General features: G+C 37.8%; 21 protein-coding genes and 1 tRNA gene. 11 read left to right on the plus strand and 11 right to left on the minus strand.

From position 1 onward, the window contains the following. The first annotated feature begins 157 nt into the window (after positions 1-157). The 3 genes from HYB91_RS01100 (at position 158) to HYB91_RS01110 (ending at position 3,469) form a co-directional block, all read left to right on the plus strand. Entirely contained in the window at positions 158-1,042 is an 885-nt protein-coding gene (locus HYB91_RS01100) for a YitT family protein (RefSeq protein WP_002673760.1), read from the plus strand. Positions 1,043-1,104: 62 nt separating this feature from the next. Continuing rightward, the gene (locus HYB91_RS01105) at positions 1,105-1,749 is read left to right on the plus strand and encodes a hypothetical protein (protein WP_002675998.1); all 645 of its coding nucleotides are present in this window, start codon (positions 1,105-1,107) and stop codon (positions 1,747-1,749) included. Positions 1,750-2,092: 343 nt separating this feature from the next. After that, entirely contained in the window at positions 2,093-3,469 is a 1,377-nt protein-coding gene (locus HYB91_RS01110) for a hypothetical protein (protein ID WP_002675997.1), read from the plus strand. A gap of 280 nt (positions 3,470-3,749) precedes the next feature. Here HYB91_RS01110 and HYB91_RS01115 read toward each other — a convergent pair whose 3' ends face one another. Then, entirely contained in the window at positions 3,750-4,811 is a 1,062-nt protein-coding gene (locus HYB91_RS01115) for an SAM-dependent methyltransferase (RefSeq protein ID WP_002675995.1), read from the minus strand. Positions 4,812-4,927: 116 nt separating this feature from the next. Here HYB91_RS01115 and HYB91_RS01120 point away from each other — a divergent pair, with 116 nt between their 5' ends. Continuing rightward, positions 4,928-7,717: a DUF3160 domain-containing protein gene (locus tag HYB91_RS01120; protein WP_002675994.1), complete on the plus strand. Its 2,790-nt coding sequence runs from the start codon at positions 4,928-4,930 to the stop codon at positions 7,715-7,717. A gap of 36 nt (positions 7,718-7,753) precedes the next feature. Next, positions 7,754-8,638: an AmmeMemoRadiSam system protein B gene (gene amrB / locus HYB91_RS01125; RefSeq protein ID WP_002675993.1), complete on the plus strand. Its 885-nt coding sequence runs from the start codon at positions 7,754-7,756 to the stop codon at positions 8,636-8,638. A 31-nt stretch (positions 8,639-8,669) separates the two neighbouring features. Here amrB and HYB91_RS01130 read toward each other — a convergent pair whose 3' ends face one another. The 9 genes from HYB91_RS01130 to HYB91_RS01170 all read right to left on the minus strand — a co-directional run bounded on the left by HYB91_RS01130 (position 8,670) and on the right by HYB91_RS01170 (position 15,546). Next, positions 8,670-9,077 carry a DUF3887 domain-containing protein gene (locus HYB91_RS01130; RefSeq protein ID WP_002675992.1) on the minus strand — a complete coding sequence of 136 codons (408 nt, stop codon included), beginning with the start codon at positions 9,075-9,077 and terminating at the stop codon, positions 8,670-8,672. Between the two features lie 6 nt (positions 9,078-9,083). Beyond that, positions 9,084-9,596, minus strand: a complete 513-nt coding sequence (locus tag HYB91_RS01135; protein WP_002675990.1) for a hypothetical protein — start codon at positions 9,594-9,596, stop codon at positions 9,084-9,086. A 4-nt stretch (positions 9,597-9,600) separates the two neighbouring features. Continuing rightward, positions 9,601-10,542, minus strand: coding sequence for an NYN domain-containing protein (locus tag HYB91_RS01140; RefSeq protein WP_253719573.1), 942 nt, complete (start codon positions 10,540-10,542; stop codon positions 9,601-9,603). Positions 10,543-10,554: 12 nt separating this feature from the next. Beyond that, positions 10,555-11,970, minus strand: a complete 1,416-nt coding sequence (gene pyk, locus HYB91_RS01145) for a pyruvate kinase (protein WP_002675986.1) — start codon at positions 11,968-11,970, stop codon at positions 10,555-10,557. Positions 11,971-12,086: 116 nt separating this feature from the next. Continuing rightward, complete coding sequence (gene nth, locus HYB91_RS01150; RefSeq protein ID WP_002675985.1) at positions 12,087-12,719, minus strand: endonuclease III; 633 nt, start codon at positions 12,717-12,719, stop codon at positions 12,087-12,089. After that, the gene (locus HYB91_RS01155; RefSeq protein WP_002675984.1) at positions 12,703-13,899 is read right to left on the minus strand and encodes an MFS transporter; all 1,197 of its coding nucleotides are present in this window, start codon (positions 13,897-13,899) and stop codon (positions 12,703-12,705) included. The genes nth and HYB91_RS01155 overlap by 17 nt, the downstream gene beginning before the upstream one ends. Before the next feature lie 86 nt (positions 13,900-13,985). Then, positions 13,986-14,405, minus strand: a complete 420-nt coding sequence (locus HYB91_RS01160; protein WP_252508164.1) for a PIN domain-containing protein — start codon at positions 14,403-14,405, stop codon at positions 13,986-13,988. Beyond that, on the minus strand, positions 14,398-14,622 hold the full coding sequence (locus HYB91_RS01165; protein WP_002673786.1) for a DUF6364 family protein: 225 nt from the start codon (positions 14,620-14,622) through the stop codon (positions 14,398-14,400). Before HYB91_RS01165 ends, HYB91_RS01160 begins: the two co-directional genes overlap by 8 nt. A gap of 51 nt (positions 14,623-14,673) precedes the next feature. After that, entirely contained in the window at positions 14,674-15,546 is an 873-nt protein-coding gene (locus tag HYB91_RS01170) for an SPL family radical SAM protein (protein WP_002675983.1), read from the minus strand. A gap of 127 nt (positions 15,547-15,673) precedes the next feature. Here HYB91_RS01170 and HYB91_RS01175 point away from each other — a divergent pair, with 127 nt between their 5' ends. The 6 genes from HYB91_RS01175 to HYB91_RS01200 all read left to right on the plus strand — a co-directional run bounded on the left by HYB91_RS01175 (position 15,674) and on the right by HYB91_RS01200 (position 21,075). After that, complete coding sequence (locus HYB91_RS01175; protein ID WP_002667363.1) at positions 15,674-15,934, plus strand: SemiSWEET family transporter; 261 nt, start codon at positions 15,674-15,676, stop codon at positions 15,932-15,934. A gap of 65 nt (positions 15,935-15,999) precedes the next feature. Next, a complete protein-coding gene (locus HYB91_RS01180; RefSeq protein WP_002675982.1) occupies positions 16,000-16,692 on the plus strand; it encodes a TPM domain-containing protein in 693 nt (230 codons plus the stop codon). Beyond that, entirely contained in the window at positions 16,693-17,463 is a 771-nt protein-coding gene (locus HYB91_RS01185) for a TPM domain-containing protein (RefSeq protein WP_002675981.1), read from the plus strand. 135 nt (positions 17,464-17,598) lie between these two features. Next, positions 17,599-17,671, plus strand: a tRNA-Lys gene (locus HYB91_RS01190). A 120-nt stretch (positions 17,672-17,791) separates the two neighbouring features. Next, entirely contained in the window at positions 17,792-19,324 is a 1,533-nt protein-coding gene (locus HYB91_RS01195) for a hypothetical protein (RefSeq protein ID WP_002675980.1), read from the plus strand. A gap of 2 nt (positions 19,325-19,326) precedes the next feature. Then, the gene (locus HYB91_RS01200; protein ID WP_002675979.1) at positions 19,327-21,075 is read left to right on the plus strand and encodes a 6-hydroxymethylpterin diphosphokinase MptE-like protein; all 1,749 of its coding nucleotides are present in this window, start codon (positions 19,327-19,329) and stop codon (positions 21,073-21,075) included. Here HYB91_RS01200 and HYB91_RS01205 read toward each other — a convergent pair. Continuing rightward, a complete protein-coding gene (locus HYB91_RS01205; RefSeq protein ID WP_002675978.1) occupies positions 21,072-21,659 on the minus strand; it encodes a J domain-containing protein in 588 nt (195 codons plus the stop codon). The two genes, HYB91_RS01200 and HYB91_RS01205, sit on opposite strands and share 4 nt — an antisense overlap. Positions 21,660-21,667: the final 8 nt, after the last annotated feature.

Genomic DNA, 21,667 nt, shown 5'->3' on the forward strand with positions numbered 1-21,667 from the left:
TTATAGGCTAAAGGGATGGAACTGTCAACTATGTGTATTGTTTGTCTGTGTTTTTGTGCTGTTGATTTTTTTAAGAAAATGGTGTAGTATAACCACTGTTTGTAAATTCGTATCTGCTCTGTATAAAAAATTCTATGATATTTGGAGAATGTATATTATGAATAAAATATTACCCGCCAAACATATTTCTACAAAGTTTGTTATAGGTGTATTGTTGGATATTTTTTGGGTTTCTGCCGGAAGTATAATAGCTGCCGTAGCTTTACAGTTTTTTCTTATCCCCGGAACAATTGCACCGGGCGGTGTCAGCGGTTTGTCGGTTGCAATCGAAAAACTGACCGGTATAAGAGTTTACATATCGAATTTAATTATAAATGTTCCTTTATTTATTTTTGGAGCAAAACTTTTGGGTAAAAAATCCGCTGTTTTTACCCTTCTTTCTATTTTGGTGCTTTCGGGAGTTTTGGCTGTTTTACCCCAAGATTTTGTATTTACCAATGATCTTTTTTTACAGGCAACCTTCGGAGGAATTCTATTAGGAGTAGGTTTGGGAATTGTGTTTAAACGAGGCGCTACTACAGGAGGCACCGACCTTGCCGGAGCCATTGTAAACAAGCATTTTCCGGGTTTAAGTATAGCAAAGGGAATGGCTATAGCCGATTTTGTAATAGTAGCCTTTGCAGGTGTTGTAGATAATAATCCTAACACCTCACTTTATTCTTTAATAGCTCTTTTCTTTTGTACAAAGATAGCGGATATGATTCTTGACGGTTTAAGTTACTTTAAAGGCTTTTTCATTGTCAGCTCTAAGCCGGCCGAAATAGGAGATGCTCTTATGAGCAAGCTGGAAAGAGGCGTTACCCTCCTTAAGGGAGAGGGCATGTATTCAAAGCAGGATCGTCCTGTGCTGCTCTGTGTCGTAAGCCGGGCTCAATTTGTCAGGGCAAAGGAAATTATTACCGAAATAGACGAAAAGGCTTTTATCATGGTCTGCGATATGCAGGAAGTTTACGGTCTCGGCTTTAAGCAAAAAATAAAGTAAACTCCTCCTTGCGGGTTTGATAAGTCATTGACGGCAGATAGTTAATTATGGTATAGTTAAGTATGGATTCAGGAATTTTTATTACGGATAACCGATTGAAGTTTTCACAAGACCTTGCGAATAAGCTTAGGGATAAGGGCTTAAAGGTTTGTTTGAGTTCGGAGTATAAGGAAGATAATAAAGAAAGCGGTGTCACTACCGAAATAGAATGGAACCGCTCCTCTCTTTTTTCTCTTCAAGCTATTCCGCTTAAATTAAAAAACATAAATATTGCAGCAGATACGTCGATTTTGATTTTTGATGCTCCTGCTTATTCCAAAATATATCCGGGGACGGATGCCCTATCTATAGACAAGACTATAAGCGATCTTGTTTCTGCGAATGCCGCTCTTTCCCTTGTTTTAAAAAACTACTATATTAAAAAGGGGCAAGGCCGTCTAATCTTTGTTCACCGTGATGCGGATATTCCTTGCGGTAATCCTAATATTTCGGCTGCCTCTGCCGCCTTTGCCCGTATTGCAGAAGAAACGGTTGATGCCGTAAGAAAGACAGAGCTTCCCGGTGTGCAAACTCTTTTGGTAAAATTAGAAGGTTTTGAAGATGAGGTCTTTGCCGATTGGTTATGCAATCAGATAGCATCACCGGTTTTGTCCCGAAGTCCCGGACGATGGGTAAAAGCAGGGCAGCGCAGCTTTTTCGGAAAGTAAGTAATAAAATTGGAATACACCTGCAAATGTCTTGCCCTGTAGAAAATATGCAGATTACTGTGTCGCATTGCTAAAAATGTGAGAGAGGGGCATGTATTAAAAATTTTAGAACACTGAAAAACAAAAAACAAACTTGCGTCTGACAAGTGCATCTCTTTTCCCCTACAAAAACGCCGGGAATAAACAGCCGGAAACAAACTTATTGATTTTATCGGTACTTTGTCTTATACTGTAAGTATAGTTGTTGACCCTTGCGGCTTAAAACGGCGCCGCTCGCTTTCAACTTTATGTACCGGCACGGAAAGCCGGCAGTTATACCTTTTACGATACGAGGAGGAAACTTATGAAAAAAAATGTTATTTTACTGTTTGCGGCAGCATTGCTTACCGCTGTGCTGATATTGCAAACTTCCTGTAATCTTACCGCTCCTGAATACGGCATAGTAACACTCGACTTCGAAAATGGTGCGGCGCGGTCTATCGGGGCGAACGGGCTTCCTAACCTGTCGGACAGCACAATGCAAATCGACATTACAGGCAATTCTATCGTGCCCATTACAAAACAGCTTGAAAAAGACGAACCGAAAGTTTTTTCGCAATTTCTGCCGGTAGGCGAAACGATACACATAAAGGTCTCTATTATAACCCCGTCGGCAACGTGGACGGGCTTTACCGACCTAACCGTAGAAAGCGGCGATAACGAGGCTGCCGTTAAACTGAACAAGGTAATAGCGTCCATGCGGCCGATACCGTTTTCGGTGAACGGCAGCAGTGCACCATATACATTTAAACTTAATATGGGCGGGACTCCGCTTGAGATAGCACAGTCCGGCTCTGGCCGCGACTACCTTTTTTTTACGCGGGACGGTAAGGGTCGGCTGTATGTAGCATATTCTGATCCCCCGGTCGTAATACGGCGGTATACCAGCGAAGGCGATCATGAAAAAAAACTATCTTTGCCCGGCAGCGTAACCTCGGTAGACAGTTTTACAACCGACTTAAAAACGGGAAGGGTATATATGTCGAGTGGCTCAACTCTTTATGAAATAGACAATAACGGCAACCTTATGCCCGTTATTGGCTCTGCGAGTACGATTAAAGCCAGTGCCGCCTATAACGGGTATTTATTTGTGTATAGCAGTTTGCCGGCAGGAGGGCAACTACAAATGTATCGGCTGACCGGTACACCACCCGCTCTGGTAGGTACGCTGCCTCAAGATCCTTTAAAAGATATTATACCCATAACAGATGATCCAGCCATTTCCCATGAAAGCGGCGAATGCCAAGATATGTTTGCGTATGGGAATAAAGTGTATCTGGTGTTTACGATCAGCGCTCCGTATGATTATGATGGCAGCAAAGCTTTTTACGGCGGGGTTCTTGAGTGCACCTACACCGAAGACGGCCATATCACCGAGTCGGGCAGGTATGGCTTTGGCGGTATGGAAAGCTATAAAAGATATCCCGGTCCCTATGAAACCCGTATATATCGTTTCAATGGTGATGCGCCTTACGAGCGTTTTTACGGTGCACGGCGCATTATCGGCTTTGAAGACGGCGTCTTGTATATCGCCGACGACGGTGCAATATTCAGCTCGATAGAGGGGGTACAGGGTTATAATGTATACCCAAACATAAACCGCATTGCAAAACTCGACACACGTTCGGGAACTTTAACATTCGAAAACACCGATGCCAAATGGTATAGGGAGTGGCGATAACCTGATCTATGCCGGACGTAGGCTATAACCTACGCCGGCCAAAGTACATAACCTGCGGCAGACGTAGAGCATAATTCGACAGTGCGTCAAAACAGTATTCGAGACTATCTCGAAGCTCGATTAAAAAATATACCTCCTTGTATATTTTTTAATCACGAGTTTTAGGCCTTTACCCGCCATGGACGGTTGTGATATAAGTGGTAGAGTTTTACTTACAGAACCACCACACTTCCTGTGAAGAATGGGTAATTGCTAAGTTTAGATGCCGAACAACTTACAGTTATATAAATGGGGCTTTTAACCAGGTTAGTTCGTGTTTGTTTGCCGTAAGATGAACAATCTTTGAGTCCGGAATTGCCGCGAATCTTTTAACGGTTTCGTTATCGGGTTCTCCCTGCATCTTTATTGTGCATATAAATTTTTCGCAAAGGCCCGAGTCAATCCATTTTATAATCCAATCATAAAGCCTCGGAGGATAACAGATTACATCGGAGCAAAGCCAATCTATTTTTCCTATGTCTTCCGGCTTTAAAGTAAAAGCATCATGTTTTATAAATTCTATATTTTTCTTTGCCATTAAATCGGGCCTCAAGGGACTTCTATCGATTGCGATAATCTTGCAGCCTAAGCTGTCCAGCACCCAGCTCCAGCCTCCGGGGCAGGCTCCGGCATCGAGGCAGACGGAATCGGCTGCGGGCAGGGGATTCTTTTTTTCGGAAGAAATTGCCGGCTGGGTTTCGGCCTTTTCAAAAAAATGTTTTTTTTCTTGATATTTTTTTAAGTAGAAATTTAAAAGGGTTAAAGCTTCCCACATTTTTAAGTAGGCTCGGCTCGGAGGATTTATCTTATCTTCTTTAAAGAAAATTTCTCCACGAGGGAAGGGGCTTGAAGTTTTTGCCGAAGCGAAAATTTGATTTTCGTTTAAAAGAGTCCAGATTCCCATTTCGGCTGACGGAACATCGTAGGGAAAGTTTCTTTCTTTTTTGCTGATAAAGGGAAGTTTTTTTTCGATGAGTTCTGCCCGTCTAAAGCAGTTAAACGGAACAAATGCCCAGTTTCTTTGAATTGAGCGCAAGATATCGGCAGCCTCGCTTATGCTCGAAAATTCTGCCATAAACGGTTCTTCCATACAAAGGCGGCTCCAAAAAACATCTTTCGGAAAATTTTCTCTGTATACTATGTTACCGTAGACAGAGGCATCCTTGGGGAGATTTTTAATTTCCATAGGAGCTACTCCATGTGGAATTCCTAATTCATCGAGAAGATGGTTTTCAAATTGAGGAACGGTAAGCCACGCTCTGCCTTTTAATAATTTTATACGGGAGTCATCTTTATGCAGCATAATATTAGTATTCTCTTAAAGGCATATTTTCTTTTTTTTGCTTTAGCTTGTCAATCGGGTTCGTTTGTGCTATTATTAAATTGCATAATATCGTTTTTTACGGAGGAGTTTTTAAAATGTTTCAATTAAAAAAGAAAGGTATAAATCTTATTTTTATACCGGTATTGTTTGTTTGTGTTATATCATTTTTTTCTTGCAGTGCAAAAGATAAAGCTGCTGAGCCTAATGAATCGGTAGTCAATGGTGTTGATGAAAATGTAAATATGGAAATGGAGGAATCATTGCTTGCAGAAAAGTGTCTTGAAAAGGTAAAATATGACAGCAGTTTGCAGTTAGAATTTGCAAAAAAACAGAGTGCACCTTCTGCCCACCAAAAGTATTTAAAAGATAAGCTTGTTTTTAAAAATTTCCCCTTTAATAAGGTGCAAGAAGGAGCGACAGCTGTCGTCGGAAGCGATCTTTGTTTATTCTATCCTAATGCAGAATTAAAATCTCAAGAAGACTTAGAGAAGCTGCCTGCGGGAATCTCTGTTCCGTTCGGCACGGTTTTAAGTATTGAAGAAGAACCGGTAAGGCTTCCGTTCGATGCCGATGATGAGTTCGATTTCGGTGTTTTTAAGTTTCAAGAAAATCAAAATTATTTTTACCGTACAACATGGAACGGAGAAAAAGGACTTGTCTTTGGAGCCGATCTTACAGGTATGAATAATGATTTGAAAATAAATCAAGTTATTTCTATGCGTTATTTGACCAACGGTGCTCCTAAAGAATTTTATACGGTATTTGGTTATGAATTTTTAAGCAAGGCTCATCAAGCTGTTTTGGAAAGAGATAGGTTAATTTTTGAAAAAGTTAAACCCGATGAATATGATCTGCATATGATGTCCGCTGACGATATGATTGCCTTATACAGAAATCATTATGGTTATCATTACGAATCATATGAAGATAGTTATGATTCAAGCTTTCTTGGAAATGACGGCACTACACTTTTTATTACCACCGATTTGATGGCCCATGCAAAGCATCTTTTTTTTGATAGAACATTGCAAAATATTGAAGAGAATTTTTTTATGCCTAGACTTCTTGAACTTGTAACAGCCTTTGACGATAGTTTAAATAATGTAAACGGAAAAGGCTTTCCTACGGCAAGACCTGAAACCTTAGAAAAGGCTAAACTATATTTTCAAACTGCCCGTGCCCTCTTGGAACTTGCTCCTAAATCTGTAATTCAAAAAGATAAATACGGCTCTGATGAAACTGTTTATAAAGAGCCCAATAAAGATGAAGTCCTTTCAAAATATCCCAAAACGGTAAGTGAAGAAATAGATCTGATTGATAAGGCTCAAGGCCCTGCGCCCTCTCCTCTTTTTACTTTTGAGGATGGTGCTTTTACAAAAGAAGATTATTCCCAATATAAACCGAGAGGACACTACACAAAAAACGGTATTTTGTCTTCCTATTTTAGAGCAATGATGTGGTTCGGACATGCTCATTTTTTAATTGCCGACAAGGGGCCTGAAGTTTTGGAACAGGACGGTAAAGCTGCTTCCGATGCTTATGCTCTAACTTTGAACATGGAACCCATAGCTCTTTTGATTACCGAGCTTGTAAAAAATGATGAAGAGCTTTATAAAAAGTGGTCAGCTCTTTTTGATCCTATAACCGATTTAATAGGCCTATCCGATGACCTATCTTTTAAAGAGGTCTTGCCTCTCTGGAAAAGCTATGATGTAAAGGATTTTGAAAAATGGGCAAGCGATAAAAACAACCTGTTTGCATTTATGAAATCGGCTCATGAAAAGTTAAGACCTCCGGCCATAGCCGGGGCTTCCGTTTTTTATACAGCTTCCGAAGGTGCCGATGAAGAAAGAAAGCCTCCCATGGGCTGGAGGCTTTTCGGTCAGAGGTTTACTCTCGATTCTTATATTCACAGCTTGGTAAGTTCCCCCAGACTGTATGGCCGTTCACATGTTAAAGGACTGGATATTATGAAGGCGCTGGGTTCAAAGTCTGCCGATTTATTGCTTCAAAAAGATTACTCCGATTTCCCTGACTTAAAAACAATCCTCGATAAAATCGAAAAAGAAACCCTATCTTCTCCCGATAAAATATTGGGAAAAACTTATTACGGTAAAACCTTAAACGAGGTAGGCCTGCAAGCCCGTTTTGAGCAAGGCTCAGGCTTTTATTTTACCGAAAGCCCTGCATGGAGTGTAAAGTCCTTATTGTCGGCTCACGGAACATGGGCAGAGTTAAGGCATGATACTATTCTATATACAAAACAGGCTTTTGCAGAGCTTGGAGGCGGTCCCGGTCCCGAGCTTACCTATAGGGTAAAGAAGATTCCCAATCCGGTTCACTATATAGAGCCTAACTTGGCATTTTGGAAAAACGCTGCTTCTTCTGTGGATGTTCTTATAAATGCATTAAAGCCTTATAAGCTCATAGATGAAAATAATTTACAAAAGCTTGAAATGTTAAAAGACGCTGCCTTACATGCTGCCGATATCGTTAAGCTTGAAATTGCGGATAAGCCCGTTTCTGAAAAAGACCTAAAATGGATATCCTTGATGCCCGGCTTCCTGGCCCGTATTCTCATGCCTTCCATAAATGCAGTTGTTGAGCCTGAACAATTGCGCATGGCCTTGGTTGCCGATGTGTTTACAAATGGAGAAGAAGGCTTTGTCCTTGAAACGGCTGTCGGTATTCCCTATAGAATCTATGTTCCCTTAAACGATGCTCAAGGCGGAAAAAGAATAGCTGTCGGTTATTGTTTTAATTACTATGAATTTGAACAAGACATATCCAACCGTCTTACAAATGAAGAATGGAAAGAAAGGGTTTATTCTAATGAGGACATGGAGGACTTAAAGCCTTTCTGGGCTCAGAATATTTCTTTTTAAAAAAAGCATTTTTGACGGACTCGAATTTTAGATAAGATGAAAGTTATAAAATTTATAATCACCGTTTTTTTTATTTGTTTTTGTTTGACGGCTTGTACCGGCAAAAAAGACGAGATGGAAGAGACTGAAAAAATTTTCAGAACATGGAGCTCTGATGGGGAAAAGCCTCCTAAGACGAGGTTTATCCCCAAGGAAGCTTCTTTGCCGGACGGAGCAAAGCCTTGGGGCGGAACGGTGAGCCATCATCTTCTAACCGATGCTTTAATAAATGATTGGTTTACCGAGCTTGCCGAAGCAAGAAAGATAAAAACTTTTTATATCTTAAGCCCTTCTCATTGGGGACTATCTCTATATGATTTTTCTTTAACAAAGGGATCATGGCAAACTAAGGATGGTCTTGTTCATTCCGAAAAGGATAAGGCGGAAAACTTATCACGTCTTTTTGATGTGCCCTTTGATGATAAGGTTTTTGTTTATGAGCACGGTGTTTCAACCTTGATTCCATACATAAAAAAATACTTCCCCGATGCAAAGGTTGTTGCCCTTGCTTATTACGGAGAGCCTCCCGTAAATATGAATCTTGCAACTAAACTTTATGAGACGGTAACAAAAGTTTTTTCTATCAAAGATAAGGATTCTTTCCTTTTAATTTCTTCCGATTTTTCACATAAATCCGATATGGAAAAAACTGCCGAAAAGGATGCAAAGTCCCGCTATTTTTTGACAAGTTTAAAACCTTCTGCATGGACGCTCGGTATCTGCGATAACAGGCCTGCAATGTATTTGCTTTCAAAATTATTTACAGAAAAAACTCAATGTACAATTCAAAGAAATACTAATGCCTATAAGCTAAGCGATGCGACTGACCCTGAAGACATAACAAGTTATTTCTTTACATACTTTTGGGAAAAAGAAGATTAGTTTTTTAAATTGTTTTTTATAGTTTCTAAATCTATTTTAAAAAGAAGCCTATCAGCTTTGTGTCTTTTGCAAAATTGAAGGTGTAGCATAGAGTTTTATTTTCGTATCCTACCTTAACGATAACAACTCCTATAACTTCTCCTGAGTTTTTATCTTTTGTTTCTAAAAAATAAGCTTCTTTTGTATACAGGTATTTTCCTGCCGGCTCAAAAAATATTTTAGTATTTACGTTTATAAATTCTTCATCCAAGTTTTTTTTAAATTCTTCGGTGCTTAAGTTTCTTATGCCTTCCCAGTCCTTATCGTTTATCATAAAAATAATTTCTTCAGCCTTTTCTTTTAAAAAAGGAATGTGAAATGTTTCCGATGCCTCCTTAGGCTTACAGCTCCATAAAAAAGAAAATAAAACAAAAAGAAAAAATATTTTTAAGGGTTTCAAAAGCTCTTATTCCTTCGAATCTAAAATATCGGCTGCGACTGCATTAAAAAAGTCTTCGGCTTTTTTATTATTTTGACGCCTTATTATATCCTGAACTTCGGCAATTTCTTCAAGCTGCTTTTGAAGAAACTTCGTCTTATCGTTGTCTATAACTATTGTTTTCCCGTCAAGCAATACCATCTTAACTTCGGTAAAGGTGCCGAAGCGTGCCGGCCTTTTGAAGGTTTCAATTTCGATGCTGTGTATTGCCGAAAAATTTATAATTTTTGTTTTTGGAAAAAAGAATATCCCTGCTTTTTGAATAGCCTGTTCTTTTGTGATATTAAAGTACCACGAATTTTCGAAAAGGCCCGCAACTAAAAATAGGGTTCCAAAAATAAGGGCAATTATGGAATACTCTCCTTCTTTCATGGAAGATATATTCAAATAAAAAATTGCACCTCCGATTACAATGGCCGATATACGGAGCCATAATTTCAAGGTAAAAAATTTCACTATCCTGTCTTTTTCTTGTTTCATAAGCTTAACCTATTATTTCTATTTCGGCTGCTTTTCCGTTCCTATCAGCCGAGTCTTCGCCCTTGGGATTTGGCATCTTAAACACCCTGAACTTTACCGGTGTTCCCTCTTTTATAAGTTTGTCCCTGCATTTTTTATCGATGTTTGTGAACGAAAAGAAAAAGTCTCCGTTTTCGTTTTCGATAATTCCGTATCGGTTCATAAGCCGTTTTATTTTTCCCTTTATTTTTGGCGTTTCATTTTTGCGGCCTATTGCCTTTATCCAATAGTTGGGAGGTATCCTGTCGTCGGATCTTAGTTCAAAATCATTCGATAGGGCATCGATTATTTCTCTCAATGTGTTGTGGCTGTAAGAGCGGGGATCGAATTCCGGCATAAAGTTACGGATAGAATTTCCTAGGTCGGAAAGACTTACCCAGCCTTCTTCTGTCATGCGTGAATTTCTATAAGCATGGCAGATAAGGTCTTCGAGGGATTTAAACTTTTTGCCGCTTTTTGCGTCTTCTTCGTATTCTTCCGTTTCATCAAAGTTTTCAAGATATTTAAATTCGTTGCAGGCGTTTACCCAAAGAGGTTTTGCATTGGACTTTCCGACGCCCAAAACATAGAGCCCATACTCCCGTAATTTTAGGGCAAGGCTGTAATAATCGGAATCGGTAGAAACTATGCAGACGGCATTTATTCCTTGATTGGTGTTTGCAAGTTCTATGGCATCCATTATGATTGTGTTGTCGGTTGCATTAGGGCCGTTTCTAAATTGCTGGACGGGCCGGATAGGTACTTTTTCAAGCCAAGGTTTCCAGCCGTTCATATTGGGAGTAGTCCAGTCTCCGTAAAGTCTTTTTATCAGTACCTCTCCTTCCTTTGAAACTTCGGAAATTATCGAGTCGAGATAGGAAGGAGCTATGTTGTCTCCGTCAATTAAAATAGCATATTTTTTTTCCATTTTGTTATTACCTTATTCTATTATTTCTACCTTTAGAAGGTTTGTAGATCCGGCCTTGCCTATAGGAATACCTGCCGTAAGGATTGCTATGTCTCCTTTTTTTACATGGCCTGTGTCCTTTGCAATTTGCGAACACACATCGAACATGTTGTCGGTCGATTTTATAGGATCGGCTAAAACAGGATATACGTCCCAGTCGAGGGCCATCTTTCTCATAACCTGAGGCGATTCCGTTATTGCGATAATCGGTACCTTTGGTTTAAATTTTGAAAGAGCTCTGGGCGTTATTCCGGAAGCGGATGCCGTTATGATTGCATTTGCATCGAGGGCCAGGGCAGTGGAGCAGGTGGCTCTTGCAATTGCATTTGTGATTGTTGTCTCATGAAGAGAAGCATTTTCAGCAAATAGTTTTTCATAATCTAATGTTTCTTCTATAGAGTTTGCAATTGAGGTCATCATGGCCACGGTTTCGACAGGGTATTCACCTGCTGCGGTTTCTCCCGAAAGCATTACAGCTGATGTTCCGTCGAGAATAGCGTTTGCAACGTCTGTAACTTCGGCTCTGGTGGGACGCAGGTTGTGGGTCATAGATTCGAGCATCTGAGTTGCGGTGATAACCGGCTTTCCTGCAAGGTTTGCTTTTTTTATCAGCTGCTTTTGAAGATGAGGGATTTTTTCGGGTTCTATTTCTACACCCATATCTCCCCGGGCTACCATTATTCCGTCGGCTTCCGCTAAAATTTCATCTATGTTGTCCAAGCCTTCTTGATTTTCTATTTTTGCTATAACGGCGATTGTACTTTTGTGTTTTTCCAAAAGTTTTCTTATTTGGATAATATCGTCGGCTCTTTGTGTAAAGGATGCGGCAATAAAATCTACATCGTTTTCAATTCCAAATTCGATATCGGAGATATCCTTTTCACTCATGTAAGGAAGGTTTACCCTTAAGCCGGGAATGTTTACACCTTTTCGGCTGCTTAAGGTTCCGGAATTTACTGCAACACATTCTATGTCCGTATCGTTTAAAATATCGATAACCTGTAACTCCAATAATCCGTCATTTATAAGGATTCTGCTTTTAGGTTTAATTTCGGCGGCAATATTCTTATATGAGATGCTGCATATTTGATTTGTTCCGATTACATCTCTGGTTGTAATTATAAATTCCTGACCTTGTACAATTTCTACAGGTTTTTCAAAAAGGCCCAAACGGATTTCGGGTCCCTTAGTATCCAGTAAAAGTGCAACAGGCATTTTTAACTCTTCTCTTATTTTTTTTATTCGGTCTATTTTAACCTTGTGTTCTTCATGGCTTCCATGCGAAAAATTAAGGCGGCAGACATTTAAACCGGCTTTAAACATTTCTGCCAAGACCCTTTCCGAGTCGGAAGCAGGCCCTATTGTGCATACTATTTTTGTTTTTTTCATGGGATTCCTCCAAAACTTCTGATATTATGATACTATAAATCACAAAAAAATTCAAATGCCCAAGATAAAACAAATTGTTTTTAAGCGGAGGAGTTAAGCAGAATGGAACTCGGTATTTATAAATTCTTCATGCAGATATCCGATAAAAAACAGGTTCCACATTCCGGTTTTCTGGCCTTGCAGATATAGCGTCCGTGGAGGAGAATCCAGTGGTGGGCATTTAGTAAATATTTTTTTGGAGTAACTTTAAGTAAATCTTCTTCAACTTGAATCGGAGTCTTGCCCGATGAAAGACCGATACGCGGGGCGGTGCGCAGGATATGGGTATCAACTGCGATTGCAGGTTTTCCGAAGCCCATGTTTAAAACCACGTTTGCGGTTTTGCGGCCGACCCCGGGAAGTTTTATAAGTTCTTCCATGCTGTCGGGAACCATTCCTGAATACTCGTTTTGGATTATTCGGCTTAATTCAAAAATACGTTTAGCCTTTGTCGGATATAAATTTATTGTTTTGATGTATTCGCGGATTCCTTCTTCACCCAGTTCTATCATTTTTTGAGGCGTATCGGCAGCCTTAAAAAAAGGTCCCGTTGCTTTATTTACACCGACATCAGTCGCTTGTGCAGATAGTACCACCGCTACCAAAAGGGTGAAAATATTTGCAGAATGTAATTCTCCTTTCGGGTTAGGATTATTTTTTTTAAAGCGGCGGTATACTTCTTCGATTTTATCTTTATCCAATAAATTCATTTTTTTCCCTTAACGATTTTAGTTTAGGTGAACCCGACAGCTTGCATCCCATGATAAAAAGAATCGGAACCAAAATTAAAAATATCGGTATTACTGTGATAAAGGCAATAAACAAATCGTATTTGTCGCCGACTATGCCCATGATAAAACTTGCGGTGCTGTAACCTGGAACTCCGAAGCAGGATAAAAAAATCATAAGGGCTGTTGCATCTACCGGAAGAATGGCTGCAGCAAATGATTGAATTGTCGGCCAAAGGCAGGCAAGGCAAAGTCCCATACAAAATAAAAAGGCTGCCAAACCGAAAAGCGAGTTTACAAAAATAAATAAGAGGCTGACTATAAATGAAGCAATCGAAGAAACTATTATCGCTTTTTGAATAGAAACTTTTTTTAAAACCTTGCTGTTTAGGGATCTTCCGATAAACATTCCGAGGGCAAAGCTCGCCGTTACAATTCCTGCATAAAAGGCAGAGGCTTTTAAATAAAGCTGAATTAATGTAGCCGACCAAAAGGCAAAAGCTCCTTCGGCTCCTCCTGCAAAAAAAAGGGATAGGCCGAAAAGCCAAAAGGAGGGTAGGGAAAATATCTCTTTAAAGGCAGCCTTGCTTCCGTCCGAGGGCGGAAGTTTTATTTTTTTTGATGAAGGATAGGAAAAGCAAATTAAAAGTGCAAAAATAGATAGGCCTATGTAAATGTATCTCCAGTTTATTCCTATCGAAAGAAGATAGCCGAAGCCTATCAGACCGGAACAAGTTCCCAAGGGCCAAAAGGCATGCATCATATTCATCTTTGCTCCGGTATCGTTCGGATATAAATCGTTTACTATGGGAGTCAGCAGGGCTTCCATATTTGCAACACCCAAGCCCATACAAAGAGCACTTAAAAGAGCCGTAAAAAAGTTTATGCTTTTTGAAAAGAAAAAAAGCCCTGCGGTTAATATCAAGAGAGCTGTGCGCAAAACTTTTATCTTGCCGAATTTGGCAGCAAAGATGGGGCTTATAAAAAGAATTATCATCTGCTCGATAGCACAAAGCATTCCGAATAATCCCGCTTCCGTAAGCGAAAAGTTTAAGTCTCTTTTAATATTTACGAGGCATATTGAGATTGCAATAGAAGAAAGAGAATAAACCAAGAAACTAAGGCCTGAAACATTAAAGGTTCTTTTTCGTAGATCTTTCATAAGGAATTATCGATATGATATTGTTTTTTATAAGAATAGTCAAGGCGGAGTGTTTTGTTTAAAATTCATCACAGGATGTTTTGTAGCTATATTTCCTGTTGAAATGGGTTTATAAGGGAGATTTCTTGATATTTTTGCCCTGAATTTAAATCTTCGGATATAATCAATTTACAATTAGCTTTTTCTGCTGCGGCAATAATTAGTGAATCCCAAAAGGATATCTGTGATTCTATACTTATGTTTATAGCATTTTCTGTCAATTGTAAATCACTTGTTATAATTTCCATATTTTTAAAATTGTGAACTATGGTTTTTATAAGAGTTTTGTCTATGTTTAATTTTTTAGTGGCGGCAACATAGAATTCATTTATTACTTGTGTGGATATTACCGGCTTGTTTTCATAAATTACCTTTCTTAATATATTGCGTGCTTTATTCATTTTATCATTGTCTCGATTGTCAAGTGCATAAACAAGTATATTTGTATCAATAAATATTTTATTCACGATATAACTCATCCCTTGTCCATTGTTTTTTTTCCGAAGAAATATAAACCTTATCCATTAAGGAAAATGTATCATCAAGCCATTCGTTTTTTTGAGGGTGAATTGTTTGTTCAAGTAATTTGCGAATCAGGCTGTTGAAAGAAATATTTTGATGTTTAGCATATTCTTGTCCGGCTGTTATTATATCTTCATCAAGGCTTAATGTTATTTTTTTCATTGTAACCCTCCTGTAATTATTATATATAATTTCCTCAAAAAAAACAATATTTTATTGACAAAAAAATTCCAATTGAGATTGCTGTTTATCTTCAAAGCTGTTTAAATATGCAAATATCTTATCGGGATTATGCTCGATGCCGTTTTCTTTGCAGAGTTTAAAAAACATATTCATAAGGCTTGCATTATGCGGGCTCATTACCGAGTAACTGTCCCCATATAGTCTTATGTATTTTTGCTTTAGTCCCGGAAAATGTTGATCAAGTTTTTTATAAAAGAATTCCCTGCTTCCCTTTCTGAGAGTAAGTCCCATTCCGAATGAAATTATACCGAACACTTTAGCTTCGATACAATACCTCAGAATGCCCTCTATATTTTCCGGAGTGTCGTTTATAAAGGGAAGAATGGGAGTAAGCCAAACCACTGTAGGAATTCCTTCTTCATTTAATTTTCTTAGGACTTTAACTCTTTCGCTTGTTACGGCAACATTCGGCTCTATTATTTTACACAAGGCATCATCATAGGTTGTCAGCGTCATTTGAATAACGCATTTTGTTTTTTTATTTACTGCCTTTAAAAGATCCAAGTCCCTCAGTATAAGGGAAGATTTTGTTATCAGGGTAAATCCGAAACCGTATCGATAAATTGTTTCGATAATCTTTCTTGTAAAGCCTAGTTCTTTTTCAAGAGGAAGATAGGGGTCTGTCATTGAACCCATCCCGATCATGCACTTTTTTCTTTTTTTAATTAAGGCTTCTTCCAAAAGTTCTACTGCGTTTTCTTTGACTTCGATATCTTCAAAGCTGTGAGTCATTTGATAACATTCACTTCTTGAATCGCAATAAATGCAGCCATGAGAACAGCCCCGATAAATATTCATTCCGTTTTTAGGAGATAAAATTCCTTTTGCTTTTACAAAGTGCATGAGATATTATAACATAAAATCTTGACAAGGTCTTGCTGGCAGTAGACTTAAAAATAAAAAATATTTATAATCTATCGAAAGAATTCCTGTTCTTCTTTTAAGAACGGAATTTTATTGAGAGGTAATTATGAACTCTAAATTTTTTACGATTTTAGGATGGGTTGCAACCGCAACCGCTATGGCAATGTATGTTTCGTATATTCCGCAAATAAGTAATAATTTAAACGGAATGAAAGGAAATTGGCTTCAGCCCCTGGTTGCTGCAATAAACTGTACTCTTTGGGTAACATACGGGCTTATGAAAAAACCTAAACGCGACTGGCCCATTGCCTTTGCAAATTCACCCGGCATAATTTTCGGTTTGGTTGCCTTTATTACCGCACTTTAATACAGCTTATCCGCATTCTTGTGATTTTCATTAAAAAATGATAGAATAAGCCTTAGAGGTAACTTATGGAAAATAAACGGATATTAAATAAAATACATATTACGAATAAAGATTTGGATTTGATTAAGAATGCTGTTGCAGAGGCGGAAAAAACTACAAATGGTGAAATTGCTTTGGCGGTTATTCCTCAAAGTGATTCTTATTCGTTTGTAGAATTGTTTGCTGCCGTCTGCTTAGCCTTTATTTCTTTTTTTGTTATGCTTTATTTCGGAAACGGTATTTGGAAATTACTCGAAACAAAACTTTGGTATCCTTCACCTAAGACTCTTACGGCCGTAATCGGAGCAGGTGTTTTCGTTGTAATGCTCCTTTTCTTTTTGCTGATAAATATTCCTGCTCTCGATAGATTAATAATTCCAAAAAAAATAAAGGAAGCAAGGGTATATGCAAGAGCTTTAAAACATTTTGTAGAATGCGGAATTTATAAGACTGCCGAAAGAACCGGTATTTTGATCTTTGTTTCTATTCTTGAAAGAAAAGTTTTTATTATTGCAGATTCCGGTATTGCTGAAAAAGTTGAGCAAGGTACATGGAACGGAATTTGCGGCATAATAACTTCCGGCTTAAAGTCGAAGAATACCGCAAATAGTTTTTGCAAGGCGGTGGAAGAATGCGGAAAAATCCTTGCAGAACATTTTCCTAAAACAAAGGGAAACCCGAACGAATACCCCGATGGGCTTGTTATTTTGGATAGGTAAATGACAAAAAAAATCAAACTTTTTTCTATCTTGCTTTTTACTGCGGCCGTTAATATTTTCCCGCTTGATGTTCCTAAGCTTAGAGGGCCTGTAAACGACTTAGCCGGTATTCTATCGGATGATAAAAAGACTGAAATAGAGAATTTTCTTTTTGAAATTGAAAAAAAATCGGATGTGCAAATAGCCGTATTAACTATCCCTTCTCTCGAGGGAGAGAATTGCGAAGAATATTCATTGCGTGTTGCAGAAACATGGCAGCTTGGCTCCAAAGAAAAAGATTCGGGTGTTTTGCTCCTTGTTGCCGTAAACGACAAAAAAATGCGTATTGAAGTAGGGTACGGCCTTGAGGCAAATCTTACCGATGCCGTTGCAGGCCGTATTATACGGAATGTAATAGCACCCGAATTTAAAACAGGGAATTTCGGTAGCGGGATATTCCTAGGGGTAAAAGCTATTGCAGGATATGCTTTACAGGATGAAGGTATGCTGTCCAAAATCAATTCCTCTGATGATGATTCTGACGGCCTTGCTATTATCATCGGACTTACGGCTTTATTTATACTATGGTTTATTTTTTGCAGACTTATTCCGTGCTTTTTCTGGATTTTGTACCGCCTGATAACTTTGAAGGGATTTACCGGTGAGGAATTGGTAAGTAATTTATTTACTTCAAGAAGTGTGTTTAAATTTTCAGGCTCTTCGGGAGGAGGAGGCGGTTATTCCGGAGGAGGGGGCAGCTTTGGAGGCGGCGGAGCTTCGGGAAGCTGGTAACGTCATCTGAAGGAAAAATTCCGCTTTAGATTGCTTTTTAGACTAAAAATTCCTAAAAAATATGTTTTTTTGACTATTTGGTATTGACATTTATTTATACCTATGATATTATAGCCCCCGTTGCAAATGCAAAATGGGCTATTAGCTCAGTAGGTAGAGCAACGCCCTTTTAAGGCGTGGGTCTCAGGTTCGAATCCTGAATAGCTCAAAACGGAATCGGTTTATATCGGTTCCGTTTTTTTTTGCCCAATACCGATGTATTGACAAAGAGGCTGTATAAGTGGTACTATTCTGCTTTAAGTCTAAATTTACATTTTTAGAGGTTTATATGGCTAGTTCAAAAAAGATTGCTGCTTCCATAGGGGGCATTATAGTTTTTGTTTTGGGAGTAATTGCCTTCGTTGCGGCTCCTATGATTACGGATCGGGCTTCTCAAGGTTTTAAAGTCGTCGGTAAATGGGGTAACGTAAGAATAGATAATAGTTCATCATCTCCTTTTATTGACCAATATCAATTTTTGGCTAATTATGTTGAACGCCAAAAAATGGAGCCTGAAGATTCCCAAATGAGAGAATATTTTTGGCAGCAAATTTCTTATTTGGCTTTTAGAGCTGCTGTTGTGCAGGTAGCTATGGAGGATGAGGTAGTAAACGCAGGATATAGAGTTCCTCAGTTCCGAGTTAATAAGGATTTAATAAACTATTATTTGGATGAAAACGGAGTTTATTCCGAAAGTAAATATCAGAATACTCCCGAAACCACGCGGGTTACATATAGAAAAGAAATTGAAAAATACATTAAGGACAATCGTTATATTGAAGACTTGTTTGGAAACGGAAGCGGGTATGGGCTTAAAACCTCTTCCAAGGAAACTGATTTTATTGTCGATATGGCAAAAAAAGAAAGAAGTTTTAAATATGTTGTTTTTGATTTGAGCCTTTATCCTTCTTCCGAAATTGTAAAATACGGAAAAGAACACAGCGATCTTTTTACAAGTTATGATTTATCCTTATTAAGCTATCCTACCGAAGAAGAAGCAAAGAAGATGCTGGCCTCACTTAAAAGCGGAGAGGTAAGTTTTGAGGATGCGGTTATTCTAAATGCAACAAAGACCTTGACGGATGATAGCGGAAAAATTACTTCAAATTATCGAACGGATATAAATAGATATTTCCCCGATAACGAACACCTTAAAGCTGTTTTGGCTTTAAAGCCTTCCGAATTGAGTCCGGTTGTTTCAATGCAAAACGGAATGTTCGGAATTGTAAGATGCAATGCAGAACCTTCTCTTCCCGATTTTGAAAGCGAGGCTCTTATTTCAAATATTCGAAATTATATGAACCGAAATGAAAAGGGTATGCTTGAAGATTATGTTCTTCAAACTGCAAATAAATTTGCAGAAGCTGCAAGGACTGCAGGATTTGAAAAGGCTGCTGAAGATTTTAAAGAAACAACCTTAACAGTTGAGACTTCAAACTTTTTCGGCATAAACTATGGGAATGCAAGTTCTCTTCCGGCTCTTCCGTCTCAGGGTATTTTTGCAGCACTTGAGAAAAATGAATCTTTCTTTAAAAAAGCCTTTGCTCTAAAGAGCGGAGAAATTTCCGAGCCCATCCTTGCCGGTTCCGAAGTTGCAGTACTAACTCTTGAAGAAGAAAAAGAAGTTGATGAGTACACTCTTGACCGCACTAAAAAAGATTATCAAAATCAAGCAGGTGCTTGGTTCCCCTATTACCATATAGCGGCTATTATGCGTATGCAGGGTATGAATTATCCTCTTCCGATTGCTCATAAGACATTTATGGATTATATTTTTACAAATTCCAAATTCCAAGATAATTTTGGGAATCTATTTAAATAAGAATGACTGCAAATAATGAAAAACCTGAGCTCATTCCGATTGACTCAGGTTTTTCGGTTTTATACAAGGGCAAGTACTTATATTCAAAACGCTCACCGCAAAAAAATATTCTACAATTAATTTCTTCTATTGTAATTCAAAATGAAACATTGGTTCTTTGTGTATCTCCGGTTTTGGGATACGGATTAAAAGAGCTTTTAGAAAAACTCCCGACGGATTCTTTTGCCATCGGTTTGGAAGCTGATGAAGAGTTACTAAATCTTTCGAAAAACAAAATCGATAAAAATATTTTAGAGAACTCTAAATTTTTATATACGGGAACGGATTCGGTAAATATCTTATTAAACCGGCTTGATGATTTTATTAAAGGAGAAAAAATCAGACGCGTTATAAGAATAGATTTTTCGGGAGGGGCGGCTTTAAATCAATCCTTTTATTCTCAAGCCTTTGATTTTATCTCTCAATATATTTCGCAAATATGGATTAACCGATTAACGCTAATTCAATTCGGCAGAAATTATGCCCGTAATTTTTTTAAAAACTATTATTCGATTTTACGCTCTATTGTAAAGAACCCCGATAAAAGTTCGGCTTTAAATATAAATTCTTGTTTCGGCTCTTTAATTGAAAAATCGGTTAATAGACCTATTATTGTAATAGGAGCCGGGCCATCTCTTGATTCTTCCATTGAATTTATAAAAGAAAATAGGGATAGGCTTTTTGTTCTTGCTGTCGATGCTGCTTTTTCCGGCCTTTATCCCGAAATAAGACCTGACGCTGTTGTTTTGCTTGAGTCGCAATATTGGATTCAAAAAGCCTTTATCGGTATTACGGATTTAGATATTCCCATTATCACCGATTTGACATCGAATCCTTCTTTGCTCGTAAAGCTAAATGGAAATAAGGCTTTTTTCTTTACCGATTATTCCGCCCAAGATTCCGCGGCAAGTTCTTTTTTTTCCGTTTTAAAAGAAAAGAATATTTTACCTTTAAGATTTGAAGCTATGGGCTCGGTGGGGCTTGCTGCCTTAGCTCTTGCCGAAAGATTGGCTTTTGACGGCCTTCCTATTTTTCATACAGGTTTGGATTTTTCGTGGGGGCAGGGCTTCAGTCATTCAAAATTAAGCTATCAAGTTAAAAATATATTTTCGGATATTTCCAAAATAAAAAGTCTTTACACGGGAGAATCTTTGTTTCCGGATAAGCTTAGTTTTGAAAAGGGCAAAGACGACAGTCTTGTTTTTACTTCTCCTAATTTAAAAAATTACGGAGAGCTTTATAAAAAACTTTTTGCTTCTAAAGAAAACTTTTTTGATATAGGGCAATCAGGTTTGGAACTAAATTCAAAAAAAATAAGCTTTGATGCGGCAAAAAAAATCATCGACGATTTTTATTCGTGTGGAGGGGTTATTGATTTAAATTATGAAGCTTCTTGTTCTATAAATAAAAATAATGATAAAAAAAATTTTATAAGCTATGATTATGCAGATAAAGAAAAAGTTATAAAAGATTTTTTAATTTCCGAAAAGGAAAAACTTCTTAGGCTCAAAAGTATTTTTACCGGAAAAATAGTTTCTTCTGATGGAGAAATTAAAACTCTTCTTTTGTCTATGCCTTATCTATATCTTCATTTCCCGGATTATAATTCCTTATCCGAAACTATCTTGGATAAACATTTTTTATCCCGTGTAAGAATTGAGATAGAATATTTTTTAAAAATACATCTGACAAATGAAAATTTTATCAATTAAGAAAATACTACAGTTTTAGTAAAATTCATATCGTATAAATTTTTTGTAATGCGGCTATTCATTTCATATGCCCATTGAATTTTTTCTTTTGCTTCATTTATCCAGTTATTGTTTTTTCCTATTTTGATGGAGTCCGTTAAGTACTTAATAGCCTGATAAAGAGCTTGAGATATTTCAACTACTATTTCATCACCGAAGCCTTCCGACAGAGGATGTGCGCAAAGATAATCCCGTGACCAAAAAATTTTATCTAATCCCATTTTATATAAAAAAAGAGACTTGTCCGAAATGTGTTCGGCTTTTTTATCTCTGTTAATAAACCTATATTTTCCATTTACTTTCATTTTTTCATATTCATCACTTATTATTTTAGATTCTGCCTTGGAGTTTGTTTTTATATTTGAATACACATGGTTTAAAATCATCATGTATTTATCATATTGGGTTTTATTGTTTGTATACATATCGGGATGATATTTTTTTACAAGAGTATAATATTCTTTTTTTATTTCTTCTTTTGAAATACTTTGTGCTATTATAATAAAATTTTTTATATCATTATTAAAACTATCTTGTGCTATCATAAGAATAA

This window comes from Treponema sp. B152, assembly GCF_024181665.1.
GTDB classification, from domain to species: Bacteria; Spirochaetota; Spirochaetia; order Treponematales; family Treponemataceae; genus Treponema_B; species Treponema_B denticola.